The 21,021-nt window shown below is 61.2% G+C and carries 16 protein-coding genes; 7 read left to right on the forward strand and 9 right to left on the reverse strand.

Going from position 1 to position 21,021, the window contains the following annotated elements:
- Window positions 1-51 precede the first annotated feature (51 nt).
- Window positions 52-2,586, reverse strand: a complete 2,535-nt coding sequence (gene secD, locus RDL77_RS07970; RefSeq protein ID WP_288192449.1) for a protein translocase subunit SecD — start codon at window positions 2,584-2,586, stop codon at window positions 52-54.
- Between the two features lie 109 nt (window positions 2,587-2,695).
- The gene (locus RDL77_RS07975; protein ID WP_288192450.1) at window positions 2,696-3,112 is read right to left on the reverse strand and encodes a hypothetical protein; all 417 of its coding nucleotides are present in this window, start codon (window positions 3,110-3,112) and stop codon (window positions 2,696-2,698) included.
- A gap of 280 nt (window positions 3,113-3,392) precedes the next feature.
- Here RDL77_RS07975 and RDL77_RS07980 point away from each other — a divergent pair, with 280 nt between their 5' ends.
- The 3 genes from RDL77_RS07980 to guaD are packed head-to-tail and all read left to right on the forward strand — an operon-like array spanning window position 3,393 to window position 6,648.
- The gene (locus tag RDL77_RS07980) at window positions 3,393-4,046 is read left to right on the forward strand and encodes a 2OG-Fe(II) oxygenase (RefSeq protein WP_374042690.1); all 654 of its coding nucleotides are present in this window, start codon (window positions 3,393-3,395) and stop codon (window positions 4,044-4,046) included.
- A gap of 59 nt (window positions 4,047-4,105) precedes the next feature.
- Complete coding sequence (locus tag RDL77_RS07985) at window positions 4,106-5,335, forward strand: urate hydroxylase PuuD (protein WP_288192452.1); 1,230 nt, start codon at window positions 4,106-4,108, stop codon at window positions 5,333-5,335.
- Window positions 5,332-6,648, forward strand: a complete 1,317-nt coding sequence (guaD, locus tag RDL77_RS07990; protein WP_288192453.1) for a guanine deaminase — start codon at window positions 5,332-5,334, stop codon at window positions 6,646-6,648. Before RDL77_RS07985 ends, guaD begins: the two co-directional genes overlap by 4 nt.
- A 22-nt stretch (window positions 6,649-6,670) precedes the next feature.
- Here the strand turns inward: guaD and RDL77_RS07995 are convergent, their stop codons facing one another.
- Genes RDL77_RS07995 through RDL77_RS08005 form a run of 3 tightly spaced genes read right to left on the reverse strand, consistent with a single transcriptional unit; the run spans window position 6,671 to window position 10,525 of the window.
- Window positions 6,671-7,258, reverse strand: a complete 588-nt coding sequence (locus RDL77_RS07995) for a sarcosine oxidase subunit gamma family protein (protein ID WP_288192454.1) — start codon at window positions 7,256-7,258, stop codon at window positions 6,671-6,673.
- The gene (locus tag RDL77_RS08000) at window positions 7,251-10,241 is read right to left on the reverse strand and encodes a sarcosine oxidase subunit alpha family protein (protein WP_288192455.1); all 2,991 of its coding nucleotides are present in this window, start codon (window positions 10,239-10,241) and stop codon (window positions 7,251-7,253) included. The genes RDL77_RS07995 and RDL77_RS08000 overlap by 8 nt, the downstream gene beginning before the upstream one ends.
- On the reverse strand, window positions 10,238-10,525 hold the full coding sequence (locus RDL77_RS08005; RefSeq protein WP_288192456.1) for a sarcosine oxidase subunit delta: 288 nt from the start codon (window positions 10,523-10,525) through the stop codon (window positions 10,238-10,240). The genes RDL77_RS08000 and RDL77_RS08005 overlap by 4 nt, the downstream gene beginning before the upstream one ends.
- A gap of 334 nt (window positions 10,526-10,859) precedes the next feature.
- Here RDL77_RS08005 and RDL77_RS08010 point away from each other — a divergent pair, with 334 nt between their 5' ends.
- The 3 genes from RDL77_RS08010 (at window position 10,860) to RDL77_RS08020 (ending at window position 16,607) form a co-directional block, all read left to right on the forward strand.
- Window positions 10,860-13,400, forward strand: a complete 2,541-nt coding sequence (locus tag RDL77_RS08010) for a mechanosensitive ion channel family protein (protein ID WP_288192457.1) — start codon at window positions 10,860-10,862, stop codon at window positions 13,398-13,400.
- A 154-nt stretch (window positions 13,401-13,554) separates the two neighbouring features.
- On the forward strand, window positions 13,555-13,818 hold the full coding sequence (locus RDL77_RS08015; RefSeq protein ID WP_223612814.1) for a hypothetical protein: 264 nt from the start codon (window positions 13,555-13,557) through the stop codon (window positions 13,816-13,818).
- 272 nt (window positions 13,819-14,090) lie between these two features.
- The gene (locus tag RDL77_RS08020) at window positions 14,091-16,607 is read left to right on the forward strand and encodes an FAD-dependent oxidoreductase (RefSeq protein ID WP_288192458.1); all 2,517 of its coding nucleotides are present in this window, start codon (window positions 14,091-14,093) and stop codon (window positions 16,605-16,607) included.
- Between the two features lie 106 nt (window positions 16,608-16,713).
- Here the strand turns inward: RDL77_RS08020 and RDL77_RS08025 are convergent, their stop codons facing one another.
- Entirely contained in the window at window positions 16,714-17,712 is a 999-nt protein-coding gene (locus tag RDL77_RS08025; RefSeq protein ID WP_105732279.1) for a GlxA family transcriptional regulator, read from the reverse strand.
- Between the two features lie 219 nt (window positions 17,713-17,931).
- On the reverse strand, window positions 17,932-18,192 hold the full coding sequence (locus tag RDL77_RS08030) for a hypothetical protein (RefSeq protein WP_288192459.1): 261 nt from the start codon (window positions 18,190-18,192) through the stop codon (window positions 17,932-17,934).
- Between the two features lie 141 nt (window positions 18,193-18,333).
- Here RDL77_RS08030 and RDL77_RS08035 point away from each other — a divergent pair, with 141 nt between their 5' ends.
- Entirely contained in the window at window positions 18,334-19,236 is a 903-nt protein-coding gene (locus RDL77_RS08035) for a LysR family transcriptional regulator (protein WP_223612817.1), read from the forward strand.
- Between the two features lie 101 nt (window positions 19,237-19,337).
- On the opposite strand, the gene RDL77_RS08040 is transcribed toward RDL77_RS08035, so the two are convergent.
- Window positions 19,338-20,063 (reverse strand): copper homeostasis protein CutC, encoded by a 726-nt coding sequence (locus RDL77_RS08040; protein WP_288192460.1) that lies wholly within the window; start codon window positions 20,061-20,063, stop codon window positions 19,338-19,340.
- Complete coding sequence (locus tag RDL77_RS08045) at window positions 20,060-20,974, reverse strand: ROK family protein (RefSeq protein WP_288192461.1); 915 nt, start codon at window positions 20,972-20,974, stop codon at window positions 20,060-20,062. The genes RDL77_RS08040 and RDL77_RS08045 overlap by 4 nt, the downstream gene beginning before the upstream one ends.
- Between the last annotated feature and the right edge of the window lie 47 nt (window positions 20,975-21,021).

Here is a 21,021-nt window from a genome sequence, read left to right on the forward strand (position 1 = left end):
TTTTTCATACGCCGCAGATATTTAGCTTGGAGAGCTCAGATCAGGCTCCGCTCAGCTCTTCACGGCCGGTGTCTCGCTCGATCCGATGCGGTGCTGGTGGTTCTTTTCCCTCCATGTTCCCAGGAGCAGCAGGATCGGGGCCGCGATGAAGATCGACGGACTCGTGGCGATCACGACACCGAAAAGCATCGGCAGCGCGAAGTTTTCCACGGCCTTGCCACCCCAGATTGCCATGGGCAGCATGGCAAGGAAGATGGTGACGGAGGTGTAGATACAACGGGCCAGCGTCTGGTTGATACTCATGTCGATGATCTGGCGCAGCGGCATCTTCTTGTGAATGCGCAGGTTCTCGCGCATGCGGTCATAGACCACCACCTTGTCGTTGACGGAGTAGCCGATCATCGTCAGAAGCGCGGCGATGGCCGTGAGGTTGAAGTCCAGCCCCATCAGGGCGAAGAAGCCGACCGTCTTCGTCGTGTCGAGAATGAGCGTCGCAATCGCGCCGAGGGCAAAGTGCCACTCGAACCGCCACCAGATATAGAGCAGCATGGCGATACTGGCGAGGATGACCGCCAGGACACCCGAGCGCGCCAGTTCCTGGCTGACCTTCGGTCCGACGACTTCCGAGCTTTCGATCTTCACGCCGGCATCGAGCTGTTCGACCGCGGCCTTGACCTTGGTCACGGCAGCCGTCTGGGCCTCTTCGCCGCCATCCTGGCGCTGGACGCGGATCAGGACCTGATTGTCGCCGCCGGCCTGCTGCAGCACGACCTCTCCGAGGCCGAGTGCTTCCAGCGAGCTGCGCATGGTGGCGAGATCGGCGGGTTTCGACGTGGTGACGGCAACCTGGATGCCGCCCTTGAAGTCGATGCCGTAGTTGAGGCCGGGATGGATGAACAGGATCACCGAGGCGATCGACAGGAAGATCGAGACGCCGATACCGAAGAAGCGGGCGTTCATGAAGGAGATTTTGGTGGTCTCCGGAACCAGCTTGACCACGTGCTCGATGTGGATGGTCTTCATCTTGCGGCGGCGGACGATGGCCGTCATGACGATGCGCACGACGGTCACGGCGGTGAACATGGAAATCAGCGTGCCGATGACCATGGTGACCGCGAAGCCGCGGATCGGGCCGGTGCCGAACAGGAACAGCAAGAGCGTGGAAATCAGGTGCGTGACGTTCGCATCGACGATGGTGGCGTAGGCGTGCTTGAAGCCGCGGTCGACGGCGGCCATGGCGCCGATGCCTTTGCGGGCTTCTTCACGGATACGCTCGTTGATGAGAATGTTCGCATCCACCGCAAAGCCGATGCCAAGGATGATGGCTGCGATGCCGGGCAGGGTGAGCGTGGCGCCGATAAGGCTGAGGACACCGAATGTCAGGATGACGTTGAGCGCCAGCGCCAGATTGGCAATGAAGCCCCACGTGCCATAGAGCACGAAGATGAAGCCGACGACGAGGGCGAAGCCGACAAGACCGGTCAGGATGCCCATCTTGATGACGTCGCCGCCGAGATCAGGACCGACCGTGCGTTCTTCGATGACCGTCAATGGCGCGGGCAGGGCACCGGCGCGCAGCAGGGCGGCGGTTGTTACCGTATCCTGCACCGTGAAATTGCCGGTGATCTGGCCGGAACCGCCGGTGATCGGCACCTGAATGACGGGCGCGGTCAGCACCTTGCCGTCGAGAACGATGGCAAAGGGACGGCCGACATTCTGGCTGGTGATTTCGGCAAACTGACGCGCACCGACATTGTCGAAGCGGAACGAGATGATCGGCTGGTTGGTCTGCGGGTCAAAGGCGGCGCGGGCGTCGGTCAGGCGTTCGCCGCTGAGCGCAACGCGGTCCTCGACGGGATAGGTCTGGCCGGGATTCTTGGCATCCGGCAGGATGGAAATGCCGGGCGGCGGCGTATCGCCGAAATTGCGGTCGGCGACCATGTGGAACGTCATCTTGGCCGTGCTGCCGAGCAGCGCGCGCAGCTGGGACGGGTCCTGCAGGCCGGGAAGCTGGACGACGATACGGTCGGAACCGACGCGCTGGATCGAGGGTTCGGCCACGCCGACCTGATCGACGCGGCGGCGGACGATTTCAAGGCTCTGCTGCAGGGCGTTGTCGAGCCTGTCCTTCATGCCGGCATCCGTCAGGGTGAGACGGATCGTGTTGTCGGCCGAGGTGATGTCGATATCGCTGACCGGGGCGGCGAAGCCGACCTGCGCAACCTGGGCGGTCAGTTCCTTCAGAACCGTCACGGCGCGGTCGCGCTGTGCCTGGTCGGCAATGGTCACGATGACGGAATCACCGGCGATGCGGACCGACTGCGCCTGGATGCGTTCGGTGCGCAGCTTGTTGCGCGCATCGTCCAGCATGGCGCGGACGCGGTCCTTCTTCAGGGCTGCGGCGTCCACTTCGAGAACGAGATAGGAACCGCCGCGAAGATCGAGACCAAGCGAAATCTGCTTTTTGGGCAGCCAGTTGGGCAAGGCATCGAGCTGTGCTTTGGTGAAAATATTGGGCAGTGCGAGGATGATGCCCGCAATAATGATGAAAATATAGGTTCCAAGAACCCATTTCGAAGTGCGCATATCAGTGTTCCGTCATGAATTACGGCGAGGCTGCCGGGAAATGGTCGCGTCTGTTCCGGGCGGCTGCCGATGGTGTTGCGTTGGAACCGTTGCCGAGCAACGGATTGCCTCAGGCAAGCGCGGCGGGGGGAGCCCGGGCGCTGAAAACGCTGATGCGGTCAAGCGCCAGGCTTGAACCGGTTTCGGAGGGTGTGGCTGGCTGCGCGCCGGCCAGAATCAGGGAAATCCCGTCCGGAACGATGCCGTCATGGGAATTCGTATCCGCGCGCACGCCGCTCTTGATTTTCAGGTGCAGGGCTTCGAGCGCAGCGATACGCATGGAATTCTGCACGGGGGCGGAGCGATTGTCGCTCTCATGGGCGAGGCGGGCATCGTCGCGCACCGGTGCGCTGGCACGGTTGTTGCGCAGGTCCGTTTCGGGAGCGACGATATAGACGACCCCCAGGGTGGCAATGAGCCAGAAGATAGAAATCAGCAGCGGAGCGGATCCACGCCTTTCTGATTTGCCATTTCTGTTCAAGCCCATATGCGTTTCCAACAGTTCCCGTTCGCGGTCTGTCAGACCCCGTTGCGACTCTATTTATGAAGTCCGGCAAGCCGAGTCACTCAAAATCGTCGTGTGCGCGGCCTCATGGACAAAAAAACTGTCGTTTTTGTGAAGCGCAGGCCCTTTCATCGTGCGTTGTGCAGGAAACGGGTGGTTGATCGGCTCTCATTGCGGTCTCCTGTGCAGGAATTTCTGCGTGAGTAAGGATGCTGCAATGCCAGACATGAGCCCGATCGATTGGACCGCCGCACAAACGGAGATGGAGGCTTTCGGCTGCACCATTCTGCGCAATGTCCTGTCGCGCGCCGAATGCACGGCGCTGGCGGATAGCTATGCCGACGATACGATTTTCCGCAAGCGCATCGTCATGGCCCGGCACGGCTTCGGGCAGGGGGAGTACAAGTATTTCTCCTATCCGCTCCCCGAAATTGTCCATGGGTTGCGTGAAGCGCTCTATCCGCCGCTGGCCCGCATCGCCAACCGCTGGAACGAGCAGATGGGCATCGATATCCGCTATCCCGATGCGCATCAGGCATTCATCGCGCGTTGCCACGGTGCCGGGCAGGACCGGTCGACGCCGCTGCTGCTGGAATATGGCGCGGGCGACTACAACTGCCTGCATCAGGATATCTATGGCATTCACGTGTTCCCGCTGCAGGTGGCGTTTCTGCTGAAAGAGCCCGGAGTGGATTTTACCGGCGGCGAATTTGTGCTGACCGAACAGCGTCCGCGTATGCAGTCGCGGGCGGAGGTGGTGCCGCTGCGACAGGGCGACGGCGTGGTCTTTCCGGTCAGCCAGCGCCCCGTCAAGGGATCGCGCGGCTATTACCGGGTCAACATGCGCCATGGTGTGAGCCGCGTGCGCAGCGGCCAGCGCCATACACTCGGGATTATCTTTCACGATTCCAAGTAGTTCATCACCTTGCATCGGGCCGCGAACACACGCATTGTGATGCTTTGCATGAGGCCCCGATGGATTACCTTATTTTCTGGGAATGGCTCAGCTTTGCCGCCCGCTGGTTGCATGTGATCACTGCAATCGCCTGGATCGGCTCATCCTTCTATTTCATCGCGCTCGATCTGGGGCTGCGCCGCCATCAGGGCCTGCCGCAGGGGGTGAACGGCGAGGAATGGCAGGTGCATGGCGGCGGCTTCTATCACATCCAGAAATACATGGTCGCGCCGCCGCACATGCCGGAACATCTGATCTGGTTCAAATGGGAGTCCTATGCCACATGGCTCTCCGGCTTCGCGCTTCTGTGCATCGTCTATTATGCCGGTGCGGACCTTTATCTCATCGACCGCAACATTCTTGACGTCTCGACGCCGGTCGCCATCCTGATCTCGCTCGCGTCCATCGGCCTTGGCTGGCTGATCTACGATCTCCTGTGCAAGTCGCCGCTGGCGAACAATGACACGGCGCTGATGCTCATTCTCTATGCGGTCATCGTCGTCATGGCGTGGGGCTATACGCATCTGTTCACCGGGCGCGCCGCCTTCCTGCATCTTGGCGCATTCACCGCCACGATCATGTCCGGCAACGTGTTCCTTCTGATCATTCCGAACCAGAAGAAGGTCGTTGCCGATCTGATCGCCGGCAAGACGCCCGATCCGAAGCTCGGCAAGCAGGCCAAGCAGCGCTCGACCCACAACAACTACCTGACGCTGCCCGTCATTTTCCTGATGCTGTCCAACCATTATCCGCTGGCAAGCTCGACGGAATTCAACTGGGTCATCGCCGCGCTGATTTTCATCATCGGCGTGCTCATCCGCCACTATTTCAACTCGAAACACGCCGGAACCGGCAATCCGCACTGGACGTGGCTGGCCTCGGTCGTGCTGTTCATCGTCATCATCTGGCTGTCGACGGTGCCGAAGGTGCTGCAGGGACCGGAAAAAGTCTCAAGCGCCGCCGCGCCCTTTCTCGCCGCGCAGAACTTTCAGGAGGTGCGCGACACTGTCATGGGACGCTGTTCCATGTGCCATGCGGCGGAGCCGTCCTTTGAGGGGATCATGCACGCGCCCAAGGGAATTCGGCTCGATACCGACGAACTGATTGCGGCTCATGCCAGCCAGGTCTATCTGTTCGCCGGTGCCAGCCACGCCATGCCACCGGGAAACCTGACGCAGATGACAGATGCCGAGCGGTCCCGGATCGTGGCGTGGTATCGTTCTGCGGTATCGGGAAAATCCACGCAATGACCGAACTTCTGTTACGCGGACGTCTGCTGACGTTTCACGACGAGCCGCTGGCGGGCGATGCCAGCCCGGACGCATTCACCTATATCGAGGATGGCGGACTGCTGATCCGCGACGGCAAGATCTGGGCCATCGACGATTATGCCCGCCTGCGCGCCGGGGACGGCCGGAATGTCGAAGTCATCGACCATCGCCCGTATTTGATCATGCCGGGCTTCATCGATACCCACATCCATTACCCGCAGATGCAGGTTGTCGCCTCCTATGCGGGCGAACTGATGGAATGGCTGAACAAATACACTTTTGTCGAGGAGCAGAAATTCTCCAATCAGGGCCATCCCGAGCGCATCGCCTCGGCCTTCTTCGATGAACTGATCCGCCACGGCACCACCACGGCCGCCGCCTATTGCACCGTGCACAAGGCGTCGGTCGAGGCATTTTTCACCGAGGCGGACCGGCGCAACATGCGCATGATCGCGGGCAAGGTGATGATGGACCGCAACGCGCCGCCCGGTCTTCTCGACACGGCCCAGTCGGGCTATGACGACAGCAAGGAACTGATCGGCAAATGGCACGGAACCGGGCGCCAGCTCTATGCCATCACGCCGCGTTTTGCACCGACATCGACGCCGGAGCAGCTGGAGATGAGCGGGGCGCTGGCCCGCGAGTACCCCGATCTGCACGTGCAGACGCATCTGTGCGAAAACACCGCCGAAATTGCCTTCGTGGCTGAGCTGTTTCCATGGAGCCGGGACTACACGCAGGTTTATGAGCATTACGGCCTGCTTGGCCCCAAGACGCTGCTTGGCCATTGCATCCACCTGACCGATGCGGAAATTGCTGCCATCGCCAACAGCGGGTCTGTTGCAGTCTTCTGCCCGACCTCGAACCTGTTCATCGGCAGCGGCCTGTTCAATCTGGCGCGCCTCGAGGCGTCCCGTCCGCCGGTGCGCCATGCCATCGCCACCGATATTGGCGGCGGCACATCCTATTCCATGCTGCGCACGCTGGATGAGGGCTACAAGATCCTGAACATTCAGGGCCAGCGCTATCACCCGCTGCGCTCGTATTATCAGGCGACACTGGGTAATGCCCGCGCGCTGTCGCTGCAGGGCATCATCGGCTCGTTTGCGCCGGGCGCGGAAGCGGACTGCATTGTGCTCAATGCCCGCTCCACCCCGGCCATGCGCCTGCGCATGGAAACGGTGGAAACGCTCGTCGAAGAGCTGTTCCTGATGCAGACCATGGGCGACGACCGCACCATTGCGGAAGTCTATATCGCGGGAAAACCGGCGAAGAGCCTGCTCGCATCATAACGGGCGGCAAGCCGGAAACTGCTCATTCGACGCGGTAGCCGACTTCCGCCGCCGCATGACCCAGCGTCTGCCAGAACGAACGGGCAAAGGTGCGGAACACGTAGAGGTCGAAGGTCTCCGCGTCGATCCGCTGGATATTGGCATGGATATCGTGATGCAGCGTGGCGCGGCCGAAGCCGACGGGAAAGCCATGCTCGGAAAAGTCGATGGCAAACAGCTTCGACAGCACCCATTCCGACCACGGGCCCTTGACGCGGATGGCGCTGCGGCCATGGGTCAGATCGACGATCGTACCGGTTTCCAGCGGTATGGCCTTGCGCAGGCGGTCTTCCAGATCAGCGGACGGGCTCACGACGAAATAACGTCCGGGCGCGAAACCGAAGACGGATTTTTCGCCCGCACTGCGCCCGGCACCCGGTTTGTCCGCGACATTCAATCCGGTCACATTACCGATGGCGGTCAGGATGGCGGGAATGGTCCCGCGCCATGCGGTCACCTGCACGATGGAAACGTCGCTGCGCTCGGTCAGGACAAGGCCGATGCCGCCAGCGGAGTTGCCATGGTCACCCGGAACAAATACGTAGCCGAGGGGAGATTGTGGTTCAGCCATGCATCCGGCTCCCCTCTGGATCAAACATGTGGTGACTGACGATCTCGACGGCACCGTGCTTGCCGCGCAGAAGGTCCGTCGCATAGGCGCGGTTGCCGATCATCGACGTGCCGTGCTTGACCAGCGCCAGCGCGATGTATTTGCCCAGCGCCGGGGAATAGCAGGCGGCGGTGACGTGGCCAAAGCTGTCGGCAGGTTCGCGCGGCGCTGCATCGCTGACGATATGGCTACCGCCATTGATCGACTGGTTGTCGAGCGAGATCAGCCCGACAAGCGACAGGCGGTTTTCATCGTTCAATCCCGCGCGGTCCTTCATGCCGGAGCCGATATAGGGCTTCTTTTTCGACAGCATCCAGTCGAGATGCAGGTCGTGCGCGGTGGTGCGGCCATCGATTTCGGCGCCGGTGACGTGGCCCTTTTCGATACGCAACGTGCCAAGCGCTTCCAGCCCGTAGGGCATGATGTCAAAGGGCTTGCCCGCTTCGAGCAGCGCTTCCCAGACCTGCGTGCCATAGCCTGCGCCGCAATAGACTTCATAGGCCAGCTCGCCCGAGAAGGAGAGGCGGCAGATCATGACCGGCACATCGCCGATAAAGCCGTGCACGATGCCCATGAACGGCAGGGTTGTATTGTCGACGCCGGTTCCCGTGACGCAGGCTTCCAGAACAGCCCGGGCTTTCGGGCCCGACACGGCCGTCCCGGCCCAGACATCGGTCACCGAGGTCAGGTGCACGCGCAGGTCCGGCCAGACGCAATCCAGATAGAATTCCAGATGCTGCATGACGTTTCCGGCATTGGCCGTTGTGGTCGTCATCAGGAACTGTGTTTCACTGAGGCGCCACGTGGTGCCATCGTCATAGACAATGCCGTCCTCGCGCAGCATCAGGCCGTAGCGCGCCTTGCCGACCGGCAGGGTGGAAAACATGTTGGTGTAGACACGGTCGAGAAATTCGCCCGCGTCGGGACCCTGAATGTCGATCTTGCCGAGGGTCGAAACATCGACAATCCCGACGCTCTGGCGCACCGCGCGCGCTTCACGCACATAGGCCTGTTCGACCGTTTCGCCATGGCTGCCATAGATCATCGGGCGGTGCCACAGGCCGGCTTCATAGGTCCTGGCGCTGTTGGCGAGATGCCAGTCATGCATCGGGGTCAGCCGGTGCGGCCGCAGGTCGCCATAGCGTTCGCCGGCGATAGCACCGAAGGATACCGGCGTGAAGGGCGGGCGGAAGCGGGTGGTGCCCGCCTCCGGAATGGTAATGCCGCGCACATCGGCCATGATGGCAAGGCCGGGAATATTCGATGTCTTGCCCTGATCCGTCGCCATGCCGAGCGTGGTGTAGCGCTTCAGGTGCTCGACCGAATGGAAGCCCTCGCGGTAGGCGAGGCGGATATCGTCGGCGGTGACATCGTGCTGGAAATCGACGAATGCCTTTTGCGATTTGGCCGCGGGCTCGATTTCAAACACGGGGGCGGGCGATGCATCGAACATCGGGGCATCGACCGCAGGCAGCTTCGGCTTGATCTTGGAGGAGGTGCCCTTGGTCGCGCCATCGGAGAACACGCTGACCGTATCCATGTACCCCGCCGCGGATCCTGCCGTCACCCAGTTCTGGTTGGCCTCCGGCGGCAGGAAGGCCTGCAAATCCTCGTCCCACTCCGGCTTGCCGCCCGCCTGGCTGGCGAGATGGATCGCCGGGGACCAGCCGCCGGATACGCCGAGGCAATCGGTCTTGATTTCCCGCGCCGCGCCGGAGACATGGCCGGTCTGCGCATTGAAATGCTGCACGGTGATGGAGCTGAGTGTCTTGCCCGCATGGGTGCCGGTGACGGCGTGGCCGAGGACCAGTTCCGCCCCCGCCGCCGAGGCAATCTCGATGCAGGCGCCGGATACATCCGCGCGCACATCGACGATGGCAACGATATTGACGCCAGCCTGCGCCATGGCGCGGGCTGCCTCGTAGGCGCTGTCATTGTTGGTGAACAGCGTCACATTGGTTCCCGCAGCCACACCATACTCGACCGCATAGCGTCTGACCGCATCGGCCAGCATGACGCCGGGGCAGTCATTGCCGGGGAAGACGATCGGCCGCTCGAACGCACCCGTCGCCAGAATGGTCTTGCCGGTGCGGATGACCCAATGGCGCTGGCGCGGCTGCCCCTTGGTGCGGTTCGGCTTGAAATCCGAGACATGCTCGATGGCGGTCAGGACATTGCCGTCATAATAGCCCCAGACGGAGGTCCGGGTGAGAAAACGCACATTGGCGCGGCCCGCGAGCGCTGCCGCCTTTTCACGCGCCCAGACTGCGGCGTTGCGTCCGTCGATCAGCTCCGCCGATGCGAGCAGTGCGCCGCCGGCAACCGGCCGTTCCTCGGCGATGATCACCTGCGCTCCGGTTTCCGCAGCAGCTTCCGCAGCCAATAGTCCGGCCGGGCCGGTGCCCACCACCAGCACGTCGCAGAAGGCGTTCATGCGCTCGTAATGGTCGGGATCGGCGGCAATGCCCGCCCTGCCGAGACCGGCGGCGCGGCGGATGAATTTTTCGAAGAACATCCAGACCTTGGTGCTGCGCAGCGGGCCGATGGCCGGGCCCATGAAGGTCTTGTAGTAGAAACCCGCCGACAGTATCGGACCGGCCAGCTGGTTGATGGCCATGACATCGTGTTCAAGCGAGGGAAAGCGGTTCTGGCTTTCGGTGACGAGGCCGTCATGGATTTCCAGTTCCGTGGCGCGGACATTGGGTTCGCGCACATCGCCGTTGAGAACGGTGACGAGCGCATTCGGCTCGTCGCTGCCCGCAGCAAAGACGCCGCGCGGCCGGTGATATTTGAACGAGCGGCCGAACAGCGTCACGCCATTGGCGAGGAGGGCCGAGGCCAGCGTGTCGCCGGGATGGCCGCTATAGGCCTTGCCGTCGAAGGTGAACCGCACCGTCCTGGCGCGGTCGATCCGTCCACCCTTGGGGAGCCGTGACGCGGTCATGGGCGATCACCGCCTTTCCCGGCGGCAACGGCATCCCGGGCAAAGCCCACGGACGAAATGACATGGGTCGCCATATCGCGCGTGACGATCAGATGCTGGCGGCAGCCGCCGCTGTGCAGCCAGAACTCACGGTGCGCGCCCATGGGATTGGCCCGCTCATAGACATAGGCGTTCCATGCGGCCTGATCGGATGAGGCCGGGTCGGGGCGCTGGCGTGTCGCGTCGCCCTGATAGGTGAATTCGATGACGTCGCGCGGGCCGCAATAGGGGCATTTGATGATCATGGTCTTCTGGTCTCGAAAGCGAATCTGTTGCGGTTGGACGTTTGTTTCCCGATTGTGCCAGTCAACAGTGTGCATCTGTACTGGTCAAGATGAGCGCGAGGCGAAGGCGAGCAAAATTGTGACTTTGGCAAGTTTCCGGCCTGCCGCAGGTGTGACGATGCATGATTACCCCAACATTATGCTACTGTCGCATTGCTGGAATGGTCATCACGATAGCGGCGAGCACTGTCAACAAGCCGACCAGTCGCGAGAATGAAAGCAGAAAGTGCCTTGATTGTGCCGACATGAACGGGCAAATCGACGAAGCAAACTGTTCATAAATGGATCTGAACCCGTGATCTCATCTTTCCTTCGGCAGATTCTTCTGACGATTGCCGCCGTTCTGTTTCTGGCGGCCCCGGTGCAACTGGCTTTGGCGCAGACCCCGGCGCCAGCCCCGGCAGCCACATCGCCCGCACCAGCCCCGGCACCGGAGCCTGCGCCCGCCGCAGCGGAGCCGGCACCCGTGGCGCCAGCGCCTGCGCCCGCCGTCAAATCGAACATCGTCGCCGAACAGCGCCCGGCCATCGACGCGCTGAAGAAGCAGATCTCGACCTATGAACAGAAATTCAAGCAGAAGGCCGATGCCGACGCGGCGCTTGCCAATCTGCGCCTCGATCTGGAAGCGAGCGCCAAGAAACTGCTGGATATCGGCGTTTCGTTCCGGCCGCGCATCACCGAGATCAATGCCCGCCTGGAACAGCTGGGCGCACCGCCCGCGCAGGGGCAGCCGGCCGAAGCGAAGATCGTCACGGATGAACGCACCCGCCTGACGACGGAAAAGGCGGAGATCAACGCGGTTCTCGGCGAAACCGAAGACCAGCTGCTCGAAGTCAACAAGATGATCGATGCGATCGGCGATGCCCGGCGCGAGCTTTTTGCCAATACATTGTCGCAGCGCGTCGACATCAACTATTCCCTCGGCAGCGAAGTCATCGAAGCCTATGGCCGGGAAATGGGCACGATGAACCAGCTCATTTCGTCCTGGTGGCGCTTCGTCATCACGTTCAAATGGCAGTCCCTGCTGGCTGCCGCCTTCTTTGCCGCGATAACCGCCCTGGTGCTTCTCATCGGCGGCCAGCGGTTGCTGGGGCATCTCTATCTGCGCGATCCGGCGGTTGAAGAGCCCTCCTATCTGAGCCGTCTGGCTGTTGCCTTCTGGTCGACCCTGATGCGGTCGCTGACCGTCGGCGTGTTTCTGGCCACGACCTACTTTTTCCTCGGCTATTTCAATGTGCTGCGCCCGGATATCGCGTCGCTGATCTACACGCTGTTTTCGGTGATCGGCATCGTCTATTTCGTGCATGCCCTGGCCCAGGCCGTCATTTGCCCGGGCGCGCCCAACTGGCGTCTGGTGCGCGTTGCACCGCGTCCGGGCCGCATTCTCATGGTTCTGGTCACGGCCACGGCGACGATCACGGGGCTCGATTATCTCGCCAATACGGTCAACCAGATTGCATCCTCACCCCTGTCGCTGACGGTGGCCAAGAGCCTGTTTGCAACGGTTCTGGTCGGGCTGCTGATCCTCGCCATGGCGTTTCTGAAGCCCCTGGAGAACGAGGAGACCGGCGAAGCCCGGCGCTGGCCAAGGCCGCTGCGGCTGTTCCTTTATGCCATCGGCCTCATTCCGATCATCGCAGCGTTGCTGGGCTATATCGGTTTTGCCCGTTTCGTCTCGCAGCAGATCGTCATCAATGGCGCCGTGCTCGTGACGATGTATCTGGGCTTCCTCACGGCGCGCGCGGTGGCCGACGAGAATGCATTGGGCGGCACAGTGCTCGGCAGCACGGTGCAGACGCGCTTCGGCATCGATGACTCGACACTCGATCAGCTTGGCCTGATCGCCAGCATCATCATCAATATTTTCGTGCTTCTCCTCGGCATTCCGGTGATCCTGCTGCTCTGGGGCTTCCAGTGGAGCGAGATGACTGTCTGGTTCCTCACCATAGCCACCGGTTTCCAGATCGGTTCGGTGACGATCTCGCTGGTGGCCATTGCCGTCGGGATCCTGCTCTTCGCGCTGTTCTACTTCTTCACCCGCTGGTTCCAGGGCTGGCTGGATGTGCGGGTGATGGCGCGCGGCAAGCTGGATTCTGGCGTGCGCAACTCGATCCGCACAGCGGTCGGCTATCTCGGCCTCGGCATGGCCGGGCTCATCGGCATCTCGGCGGCGGGCATCAATCTCTCCAGCCTCGCGCTGGTGGCCGGCGGTCTGTCACTCGGTATCGGTTTCGGCATGCAGGCAATCGTCTCCAACTTCGTCTCCGGCCTGATCCTGCTCGCCGAGCGGCCGTTCAAGGTGGGCGACTGGATCGAAACCAGCGGCGTCGGCGGCATTGTCAAGAAGATCAGCGTGCGCGCGACCGAGGTGGAAACCTTCCAGCGCCAGTCGATCATCATTCCCAACTCGTCCTTCATCAATGGCAATGTCGGCAACTGGACCCACCGCAACAAGCTGGGGCGCGTCGAAATTCCCATTGGCGTTTCCTACAAGGTCGATCCGCGCCGCGTGCATGCCATCCTGATGGACATTGCCCGCAGCCATCCGCTTGTCCTGAAAAATCCGGAGCCTTTCGTGCAGTTCAAGGCGCTGGGCGATTCCAGAATGGATTTCGAGATGCGGGTGCATCTGGCTGACCTGTCGAATTCCGGCACCGTGCAGAATGAAATCCGCTTTGCGCTGGTCGACCGGTTTGCCGAGGAGGGGATCGAAATTCCGTTCCCGCAGCGCGACGTCAATATTCACCTCGATGACGCGGATGCGATCGTGCAGATGATCACCGAGCGGGTGAAGGCGGAGCTGAAAGCACCGGTGAAGAAGACGACCAAGACTTGAGAAGCGGTGTGCGGGGCTAGTGCCCCACTTTCGTCTAAATCACGGAAAAATAACGGGGCGTTCAGTTGCCGTTCAGTTTCACCCCGTTATAACTGGTGTCGAAAAGGGCCGGTTGAGCCCGAGGCAACAGGGGCGGTGGAAGCACCGGGGTGATATGAACAAGTTTGCAGTTGTCATTCTTACGAGCACTATTCTGGCCGGACCCGCATTTGCTGCCAGCCTGAAGAACAGCGACGCCAGCGCTCAGACCATCGTCGTGACCGAAGGGTCGAGCAAGACCCAGCTGCAGGTTGCAGCCGGAGACACGGTTGAATTTTGCAGCGGCGGCTGTTTCGTCACCTTTCCCAATGGTGACCGCGAAGCCCTGACCGGTGCGGAAACCATCGAAATCAAGGGCGGCAAGGTTTCGATCAAGTAACCCGGCCACCGCCGATTGCTGAGATAAAGGCCCGGACTGTGCAAAACAGTTCGGGCCTGTTCGTTTTTAGGGTGTCGCTCCCATGCGCGCTGCGCCAAGTCATTCCATTGCCTTGATCGGAAATTCGCACAAACCGCAGCCAGTTTGCCGCGCGTCGCGGCATGTTTTGGCCATGTCGCAAACAGGCCTTAGCAATGGACAGTGCGAACGGCATAGTGCAGAAAATGGCGCGTGCCGCCTGACCACCGATTGATATCAGAGGATAGAATGAAATGAAGACCCAAGCGCGTGTAGTTGTGATCGGCGGTGGTGTGGTGGGTGTGTCGACACTCTATCATCTGGCCAAGAAGGGCTGGAGCGATGTCGTGCTCATCGAGCGCAAGGAACTGACCTCCGGTTCGACATGGCATGCGGCCGGGCTGCTGCCGCTGTTCAACATGAGCTATTCCGTCGGCCAGATTCACAAATACTCCGTGAAATTCTATCAGGAACTGCAACAGGAAACCGGCATGAATGTCGGCTTCACCAATTGCAGCAACATCCGTCTCGCCCGCACCAAGGACCGCTGGGACGAATATATGTACTATGCCGGTGTCGCCGAGACGATCGGCGTGCCGGTCAAGCTTTTGACGCCGGAACAGGTCAAGGAAATCTGGCCGCTGGCGGAAATGGACGGCGTTCTCGGCGCCATCCAGCATCCGGAAGACGGCTATATCCAGCCGGCCGACCTGACCCAGGCGCTCGCCAAGGGCGCACGCGATCGTGGTGCAACCATCTATCGCTACACCACGGTTCTGGGCATCGAGCAGCTGCCCTCGGGCGAGTGGCTCGTCAAGACTGACAAGGGCGACATCACCGCCGAACATGTCGTCTCGGCAACCGGCAATTTCGCCCGCAAGACCGGCAAGATGGTCGGCCTCGACGTGCCGGTCATCCCCGTAGAGCACCAGTACATCGTCACCGAGCCGCATCCGGCCATTCTCGAGCGCAAGGCCAAGGGCCTGCCGGAGATGGGCGTGCTGCGCGAGAGCGATTCGTCCTGGTACATGCGCGAGGAAAACGGCGGCCTGCTGCTCGGACCATATGAAAAAGGCGCGCCTGTCTGCTATGTCGACGGCCCGTCCGATGCCAGCGAATACGAGCTGTTCCAGGAAGATCTCGACCGGCTCGAACCCTATATCGAAACCGCCATTGCCCGCGTTCCGGCCTTCGGTGAAGTCGGCATCAAGAAGGTCTATAACGGCGCCATCGCCTATACGCCGGATGGTTCGCCCATCATCGGCCCTGCGCCGCGCCTGAAGAATTTCTGGCTCAATGAAGGCCATTCCTTCGGCGTTACCGCCGCTGGCGGCGCCGGCTGGCAGCTGGCCGAATGGATTGTCGAGGGCGAGCCCTCCATCGACATGATGGGCGTCGATCCGCGCCGCTTCGGCCCCTATGCGACCGAAGGCTACCTCAAGGAAAAGAACGAGGAAGCCTATGCCGAGGTGTTCTCGGTGCACTACCCGGATGAAGAGCGCGGTGCGGCCCGCCCGCTCAAGCGTTCGCCGTCCTATGACCGCCAGAAGGCGCTCGGCGCCGTGTTCGGCACCGTCTATGGCTGGGAGCGCGCCAACTGGTTCGCGCCGCAGGGCTATGGCCTCGAGGTTGCCAAGTTGGACAAGCCGGATGTGCTGCTCAATCACAACCATCCGAAGCCGGACAAGGACGGCAAGGTGAAGGAACTCTGGTCCTTCCATCGTTCGAACTACTTTGAACATGTCGGCAACGAGATCAAGAACGTCACCAGCAATGTCGGCCTGCTCGACATGTCGGCCTTCGCCAAGATGGAAGTAACAGGCCCCGGCGCGCGCGAATGGCTCGATTCCATTCTGGCAAACCGCATTCCCAAGAAGCAGGGCCGCATTGCGCTGTGCCACCTCCTGACCAAGCAGGGCGGGGTGCGCTCCGAATTCACGGTCTATGAATGGGCGCCCGGCAAGTTCTATCTGGTATCCGCCGGTGCCTACGAGAACCATGACCATGATTATCTCGTCAAGCTGCTGCCAGCGGACGGCTCGGTAGCCCTTCGCCCGATCACGCAGATGTATGGCGTGCTGGTGCTTGCGGGCCCCAAGAGCCGCGACGTCCTGCAGAAGATCACCCGTGCGGACCTGTCCAACGAAGCCTTCCCCTGGCTGTCGGGCAAGGAAATCAGTGTTGGTACGGCAACGGCGCATGCGCTGCGTGTCAACTTTGTCGGCGAGCTCGGCTGGGAACTGCATCATCCGATCGAACAGCAGAACACCATCTATGACCTGCTGCTCGAAGCCGGTGCGGAATTCGGCATCAAGCCGTTCGGCATCCGCGCCATGACGGCGATGGCGGTGGAAAAGTCCTATCGCCTGATCCCGCGCGAACTGTCGATCGAATACAATGCTTTCGAAAGCGGCCTCGACCGTTTCGTCCATCCCAACAAGGGTGATTTCATCGGCCGTGATGCCGTTGTGAAGGCCCGCGAGGATGGCCTGAAGTGGAATTTCGTGACACTCGAAGTCCATGTGCCCGGCATGTCGGATGTGGATGCGCGCGGCAGCGAGCCGATCTACGCCAATGGCCAGCTCATCGGCCGTGCGACGCATGGTGGTTATGGCTGGCGTCTGGGCAAGAGCCTGGCGCTTGCCATGGTCAAGCCCGATTATTCGGCGCTGGGCACGCAGCTGGAGATCAAGATCCTCGGCAAGACACACAAGGCGACGGTCATTCCGGAAGCGCCGTTCGATACGGAGAACGAGCGCCTGAGAGCATAAAGCAGTTCCGCTTGCATGGAGAAATGAAAATGGCGCCTGAACGGGCGCCATTTCTTTTGGGTGGTGCGTTGCACGCTCGGCAGAGTTGCAGTCTATCCCGACTGGTTTAAGCGGCCATCAACTGCTTGCGGTCGGCCCGTTCCTGCTGCGGCGAGCGGCCGTAGAGCTCGCGGTAGCATTTGGAAAAATGCGAGGCCGACACGAACCCGCAGGCAACCGCGACTTCAACGATGGGCATCGACGACTGGATCAGCAGGTGGCGGGCACGGTCGAGCCGGATTTCCAGATAGTAGCGCGCCGGTGACCGGCCCATTTCCTGGCGGAACAGGCGCTCGATCTGGCGGCGCGACAGGCCGACATGGTCGGCAATCTCGATCAGCGACAGTGGTTCGGAAAGCCGTGCCTCCATCAGCTCAATGATCGTCAGCACTTTGGAATTCTGCACGCCGAGGCGGGCGCGCAAGGGAAGGCGCTGGCGGTCATGCGGGCTGCGGACCCGGTCAGTCAGCGCCTGTTCGCAGACGCGGTTGACAATGTTGTCGCCGAAATCGTCGCCGATCAGCTTCAGCATCATGTCGAGGGCCGCAGTACCGCCGGCGCAGGTATAGATGTTGCCGTCGACTTCGAAGAGGTCGGCATAGACGTCAGCCTTCGGAAACGCTTCGGCAAAACCGGGCAGGTTTTCCCAGTGGATCGCACAGCGCTTGCCCGAGAGCAGCCCGGCGGCAGCGAGGATATGCGCGCCGGTGCACAGGCCGCCGACGGCCACGCCGCGGTTGAACTCTTCGCGCAGCCAGGCATAGACGGATTTGTTCTGGAATTTTTCCACATGCACGCCGGAGCAGACGAACACCATGGAGGGGCGGTCTTCGCCGGTCAGGAAGCGGCGCTCATCCTCAAGCGAGGAATTGGCAGCGCATTCGACGCCGTTGGATGCGGTGACCGGCTTGCCGTCCACCGACGCCAGGCGCCAGCGATAGGCCTCGTAGCCGAGCATGCGATTGGCAATGCGGAGCGGTTCGATGGCCGTCGCAAAGGCGATCATCGAAAAGTTCGGCACGAGGAAAAAAACAAAAGACCGCTTGTTGAGGCCCGTCTGGTTCATGATGTCTCTAGGTTCCCGTTTTTTACTACGAGGCCATGTCGCACCTGAAGTAGAGTCTTCAAATTACAGGCGTGGTCTCTTAAGCTTTTTTACAGATAGAACCATAGAATTATTCTAAAGGGAAGGGTGTCTGCCTGTGTCGCAAAAGCGCAGGCAGGGCGCATGGGAAAGGGAGCAGACGTGGCCCGGCCTGCTCCCTTACACTTGTATTCTCATGATTTATTGACGTGTGTGATTGAGGTCGCTGGACCCGCCAACCTGACGTTCATAGAGGTCCGGCCAGCCAATATCGAAACGGATATTTTCCGGCAGGCTGTCCAGCGCGGCTTCCGTCGCCCGCAGACGCCGCTGCCGGACAATGGTGTTGCGCGAGGCTTCTGCGATTGATGCCACGGTTCCGGCCGTGCGGCTTACGGCGGCGAACAGACGTTCGCTCAAGCTGGCCCGATGTTCGATGTAATGGTCATTGCAGGCACTCATTTTGTTGCTCCTTTTGCTTCAGGTGGCCGTTTTCTGCGGCCTGCCCGTTCTGTGATCTTGACTATCTGCGCAAGTTGATGTTCAATCAAACGAAATTACAGAACACTATGGTTCAGAAAAATTGATGAAGGAGACGCCGCAATGTCAGCACCGATGCAGCATCCCATACCGATCCTCGATCTCGATGTGTTGCGTACCTTTGCCATGATTGCCGAAACCGGCAGCTTTTCCAGCGCGGCCAATGCGGTGTTCCGCACGCCCTCGGCGGTGTCCATGCAGATCAAGAAGCTGGAAGAGACGCTGGGTCATGTCCTGCTTGAGCGCGATGCGCGGTCGGTCAAACTGACGCCAAGCGGTGAACTTTTGCTGGGCTACGCCCGCCGCATGCTGGCACTCAACCGCGAAACCGTGGCAAAATTCATTACCCCGACGGTATCGGGCGTTGTCCGCCTCGGTGCGCCCGACGATATCGGCGAAAAGGTGCTGCCCTTTGTGCTCAAGCGCTTTGCCGAATCGCACCCGGATGTCACTGTCGATGTGGTCATCGACCAGAGCAACAGCCTGCGCAAGCGGCTCGATGAGCAGAGGCTCGATGTGACGCTGGTCAATGTCAACGAAACGTTGGCAAAGCTGGATGAGGTCGAAGTGCTGATGACCGAGGACATCATCTGGGCCGGGGCGAAATGTGGTACGGCGCATGAGCGCAATCCCTTGCCCCTGTCCATGTGGGAAGAAGGCTGCATCTGGCGTGCCAATGCCATCAGCGCGCTGGAAAGCGCGGGCAGGGACTATCGCGTCGCCTATATGAGCGCCCATACGATGGGGCAGCGCGCTGCCATCGTGGCTGATCTTGCCGTGGCACCGTTTTCAAAATTCCTGCTCGAGGACAATATGGTCGAGCTTGGCGCAGAACATGGCCTGCCGCCGCTGGGCGAATCGAAACTCGGCATGCTGGTGGCCAAGAATGCCGGCGCACATGTCAAAGCCGTCGCGCAGCATCTCCGGGTGTATTTTGAGGGTTATGAGCGGACGGGCAAGCTTTAAGGCGGTGATATTTTCACCCCCCTCTGCCCTGCCGGGCATCTCCCCCACAAGGGGGGAGATGGGGGGAAGCCCAGAGGGGGGTGTCAATTCATCCCAACACCTCAACGCGTCAGGCAAAATGCTTTCAACGCCCTGACCAGCTCAACGCTGGTGCGTTTTTGCGTGGCGGTTTCGAATCCGAGCCGCTGCGCGGCGGCGCTGACTGGTTCTGCCGGGACAGCGCAGGACGAATGGATTTCCCGGAACGGAATGCGCTGCAGGAGTGCGTCCGCATTGCCGATATTCACGCCTGAGCCGGGCATGATCCTGATGCGCCCGGCGGCGAAAGCGAAGGTCGTTTCCAGATCGCCGATTCCCTGCGCCGAGGTCGGCATGCGGCCGGAAGTGAGAATGCGTTCAAAACCCAGTCCGACAGCGGTTTCAACGGCTTCGCCAAGGTCCGGCACAAGATCGAAGGCCCGGTGCAGCGTCACGCCCAGCCCGTCGCAATTGCGCATGAGGCGTTCCAGCGTGGCATGGTCGAGGCTGCCATTGGCGTGGTTCGCGCCGAGAACGACGCCCGCAAGGCCCGCACTGCGGATCATGTCGATTTCCCGCAGCATGGCATCGATATCGGCTTCACCGAAAACGAAATTGCCGGGGCGCGGGCGGATCATCGCATAGATCGGAATGGGTGAGGCAATCGCCTGGCCGATCAAGCCCGGCGTCGGCGTCAATCCGCCGAGTTCCAGTGCCGAGCACAATTCCACCCGGTCGGCGCCGCCTGTTATGGCAGCAGCAAGGCCGTTGGAATCATCGACGCAGACTTCCAGGAGAATGCCGCTCATCGTGTTTCGCCCATCAATCCGAGAACGCCGGCACCGATCAGGCCGGGTTCGATTTTCAATTCTCCGGGGATGACCAGCGGCTTGCCGGTCTTCCACAGGATGCGGTCACGCACCGCCCGGTCCAGCCGCTCGATCAGCGGAACGGCATTGGCGAGGCCGCCGCCGACGGGTACAACCGATGCGCCGAGAACATTGAGCGTCATGGCCAGAGGGCCGCTGACAATGTCGATATAGCAGTCGATGGTACGCTCCGCCGCCGCGTCGCCCCTGTTCCAGGCAGCGATGATTTCGGTGCTCGGCAGGTCGACACCGTGGATATGGGCATGCAGCCGCTCCATGCCGCGCGCCGCGCCCACCGCATCGACACAGCCCACCTGACCGCAGCCGCAGGCATAGCGCGGAATGGCAATCGGCGGATTGCCGGCCCAGGTCGCGGAAATCGGCCCATGGCCCCATTCCCCGGCAAAGCCGCCAGCGCCTTCATGGATTTTGCCGTTGATGACAAGGCCGCCGCCAACCCCGGTACCGAGAATGATGCCGAACACCACGCGGTGGCCGCGTCCCGCGCCGACAACGGCTTCCGACAGGGCAAAGCAGTCGGCATCATTGGCGACAAGCACCGGACGGCCGAGTTTCTCGCTGAGGTCCTTTACCAGCGGACGGTTATGGATGCAGGGAATATTGGCGCAGGTGATCCTGCCGCTGTCGGCGTCGACCACCCCGGCGATGGAAATCGAGATCAGCGATTTCGGATCGGCGCCGCCATCCGCCGCTATTTTTTCGATGGCACCGGCAAAGGCGTCGAAATCATGCAGGGGCGTCGGCACTTTGGGTAGGGGCCGTATGTCTTCGGGCGCATAGGCCATTGCACCCTTGATGGCCGAGCCACCGATGTCAAAGCAGGCAATCATGGGAAAACAGGTCCGGAATCAATCATGGTGGATGTTGATAGCGGAAT

The sequence above is a fragment of the uncultured Phyllobacterium sp. genome, assembly GCF_902479695.1.
Classification (GTDB): domain Bacteria; phylum Pseudomonadota; class Alphaproteobacteria; order Rhizobiales; family Rhizobiaceae; genus Phyllobacterium; species Phyllobacterium calauticae.

Excerpts from the sequence above, each read along its gene's own strand:
- RDL77_RS08035 (WP_223612817.1), top strand. The coding sequence starts at position 18,334 with ATGTCAGCACCGATGCAGCATCCCATACCGATCCTCGATCTCGATGTG.
- RDL77_RS07975 (WP_288192450.1), bottom strand. The coding sequence starts at position 3,112 with ATGGGCTTGAACAGAAATGGCAAATCAGAAAGGCGTGGATCCGCTCCG.
- RDL77_RS08030 (WP_288192459.1), bottom strand. The coding sequence starts at position 18,192 with ATGAGTGCCTGCAATGACCATTACATCGAACATCGGGCCAGCTTGAGC.
- RDL77_RS08040 (WP_288192460.1), bottom strand. The coding sequence starts at position 20,063 with ATGAGCGGCATTCTCCTGGAAGTCTGCGTCGATGATTCCAACGGCCTT.
- secD (WP_288192449.1), bottom strand. The coding sequence starts at position 2,586 with ATGCGCACTTCGAAATGGGTTCTTGGAACCTATATTTTCATCATTATT.
- RDL77_RS07995 (WP_288192454.1), bottom strand. The coding sequence starts at position 7,258 with ATGGCTGAACCACAATCTCCCCTCGGCTACGTATTTGTTCCGGGTGAC.
- RDL77_RS08005 (WP_288192456.1), bottom strand. The coding sequence starts at position 10,525 with ATGATCATCAAATGCCCCTATTGCGGCCCGCGCGACGTCATCGAATTC.
- RDL77_RS08025 (WP_105732279.1), bottom strand. The coding sequence starts at position 17,712 with ATGAACCAGACGGGCCTCAACAAGCGGTCTTTTGTTTTTTTCCTCGTG.
- RDL77_RS08045 (WP_288192461.1), bottom strand. The coding sequence starts at position 20,974 with ATGATTGCCTGCTTTGACATCGGTGGCTCGGCCATCAAGGGTGCAATG.
- RDL77_RS08015 (WP_223612814.1), top strand. The coding sequence starts at position 13,555 with ATGAACAAGTTTGCAGTTGTCATTCTTACGAGCACTATTCTGGCCGGA.
- RDL77_RS08000 (WP_288192455.1), bottom strand. The coding sequence starts at position 10,241 with ATGACCGCGTCACGGCTCCCCAAGGGTGGACGGATCGACCGCGCCAGG.
- RDL77_RS08020 (WP_288192458.1), top strand. The coding sequence starts at position 14,091 with ATGAAGACCCAAGCGCGTGTAGTTGTGATCGGCGGTGGTGTGGTGGGT.
- RDL77_RS07985 (WP_288192452.1), top strand. The coding sequence starts at position 4,106 with ATGGATTACCTTATTTTCTGGGAATGGCTCAGCTTTGCCGCCCGCTGG.
- guaD (WP_288192453.1), top strand. The coding sequence starts at position 5,332 with ATGACCGAACTTCTGTTACGCGGACGTCTGCTGACGTTTCACGACGAG.
- RDL77_RS07980 (WP_374042690.1), top strand. The coding sequence starts at position 3,393 with ATGGAGGCTTTCGGCTGCACCATTCTGCGCAATGTCCTGTCGCGCGCC.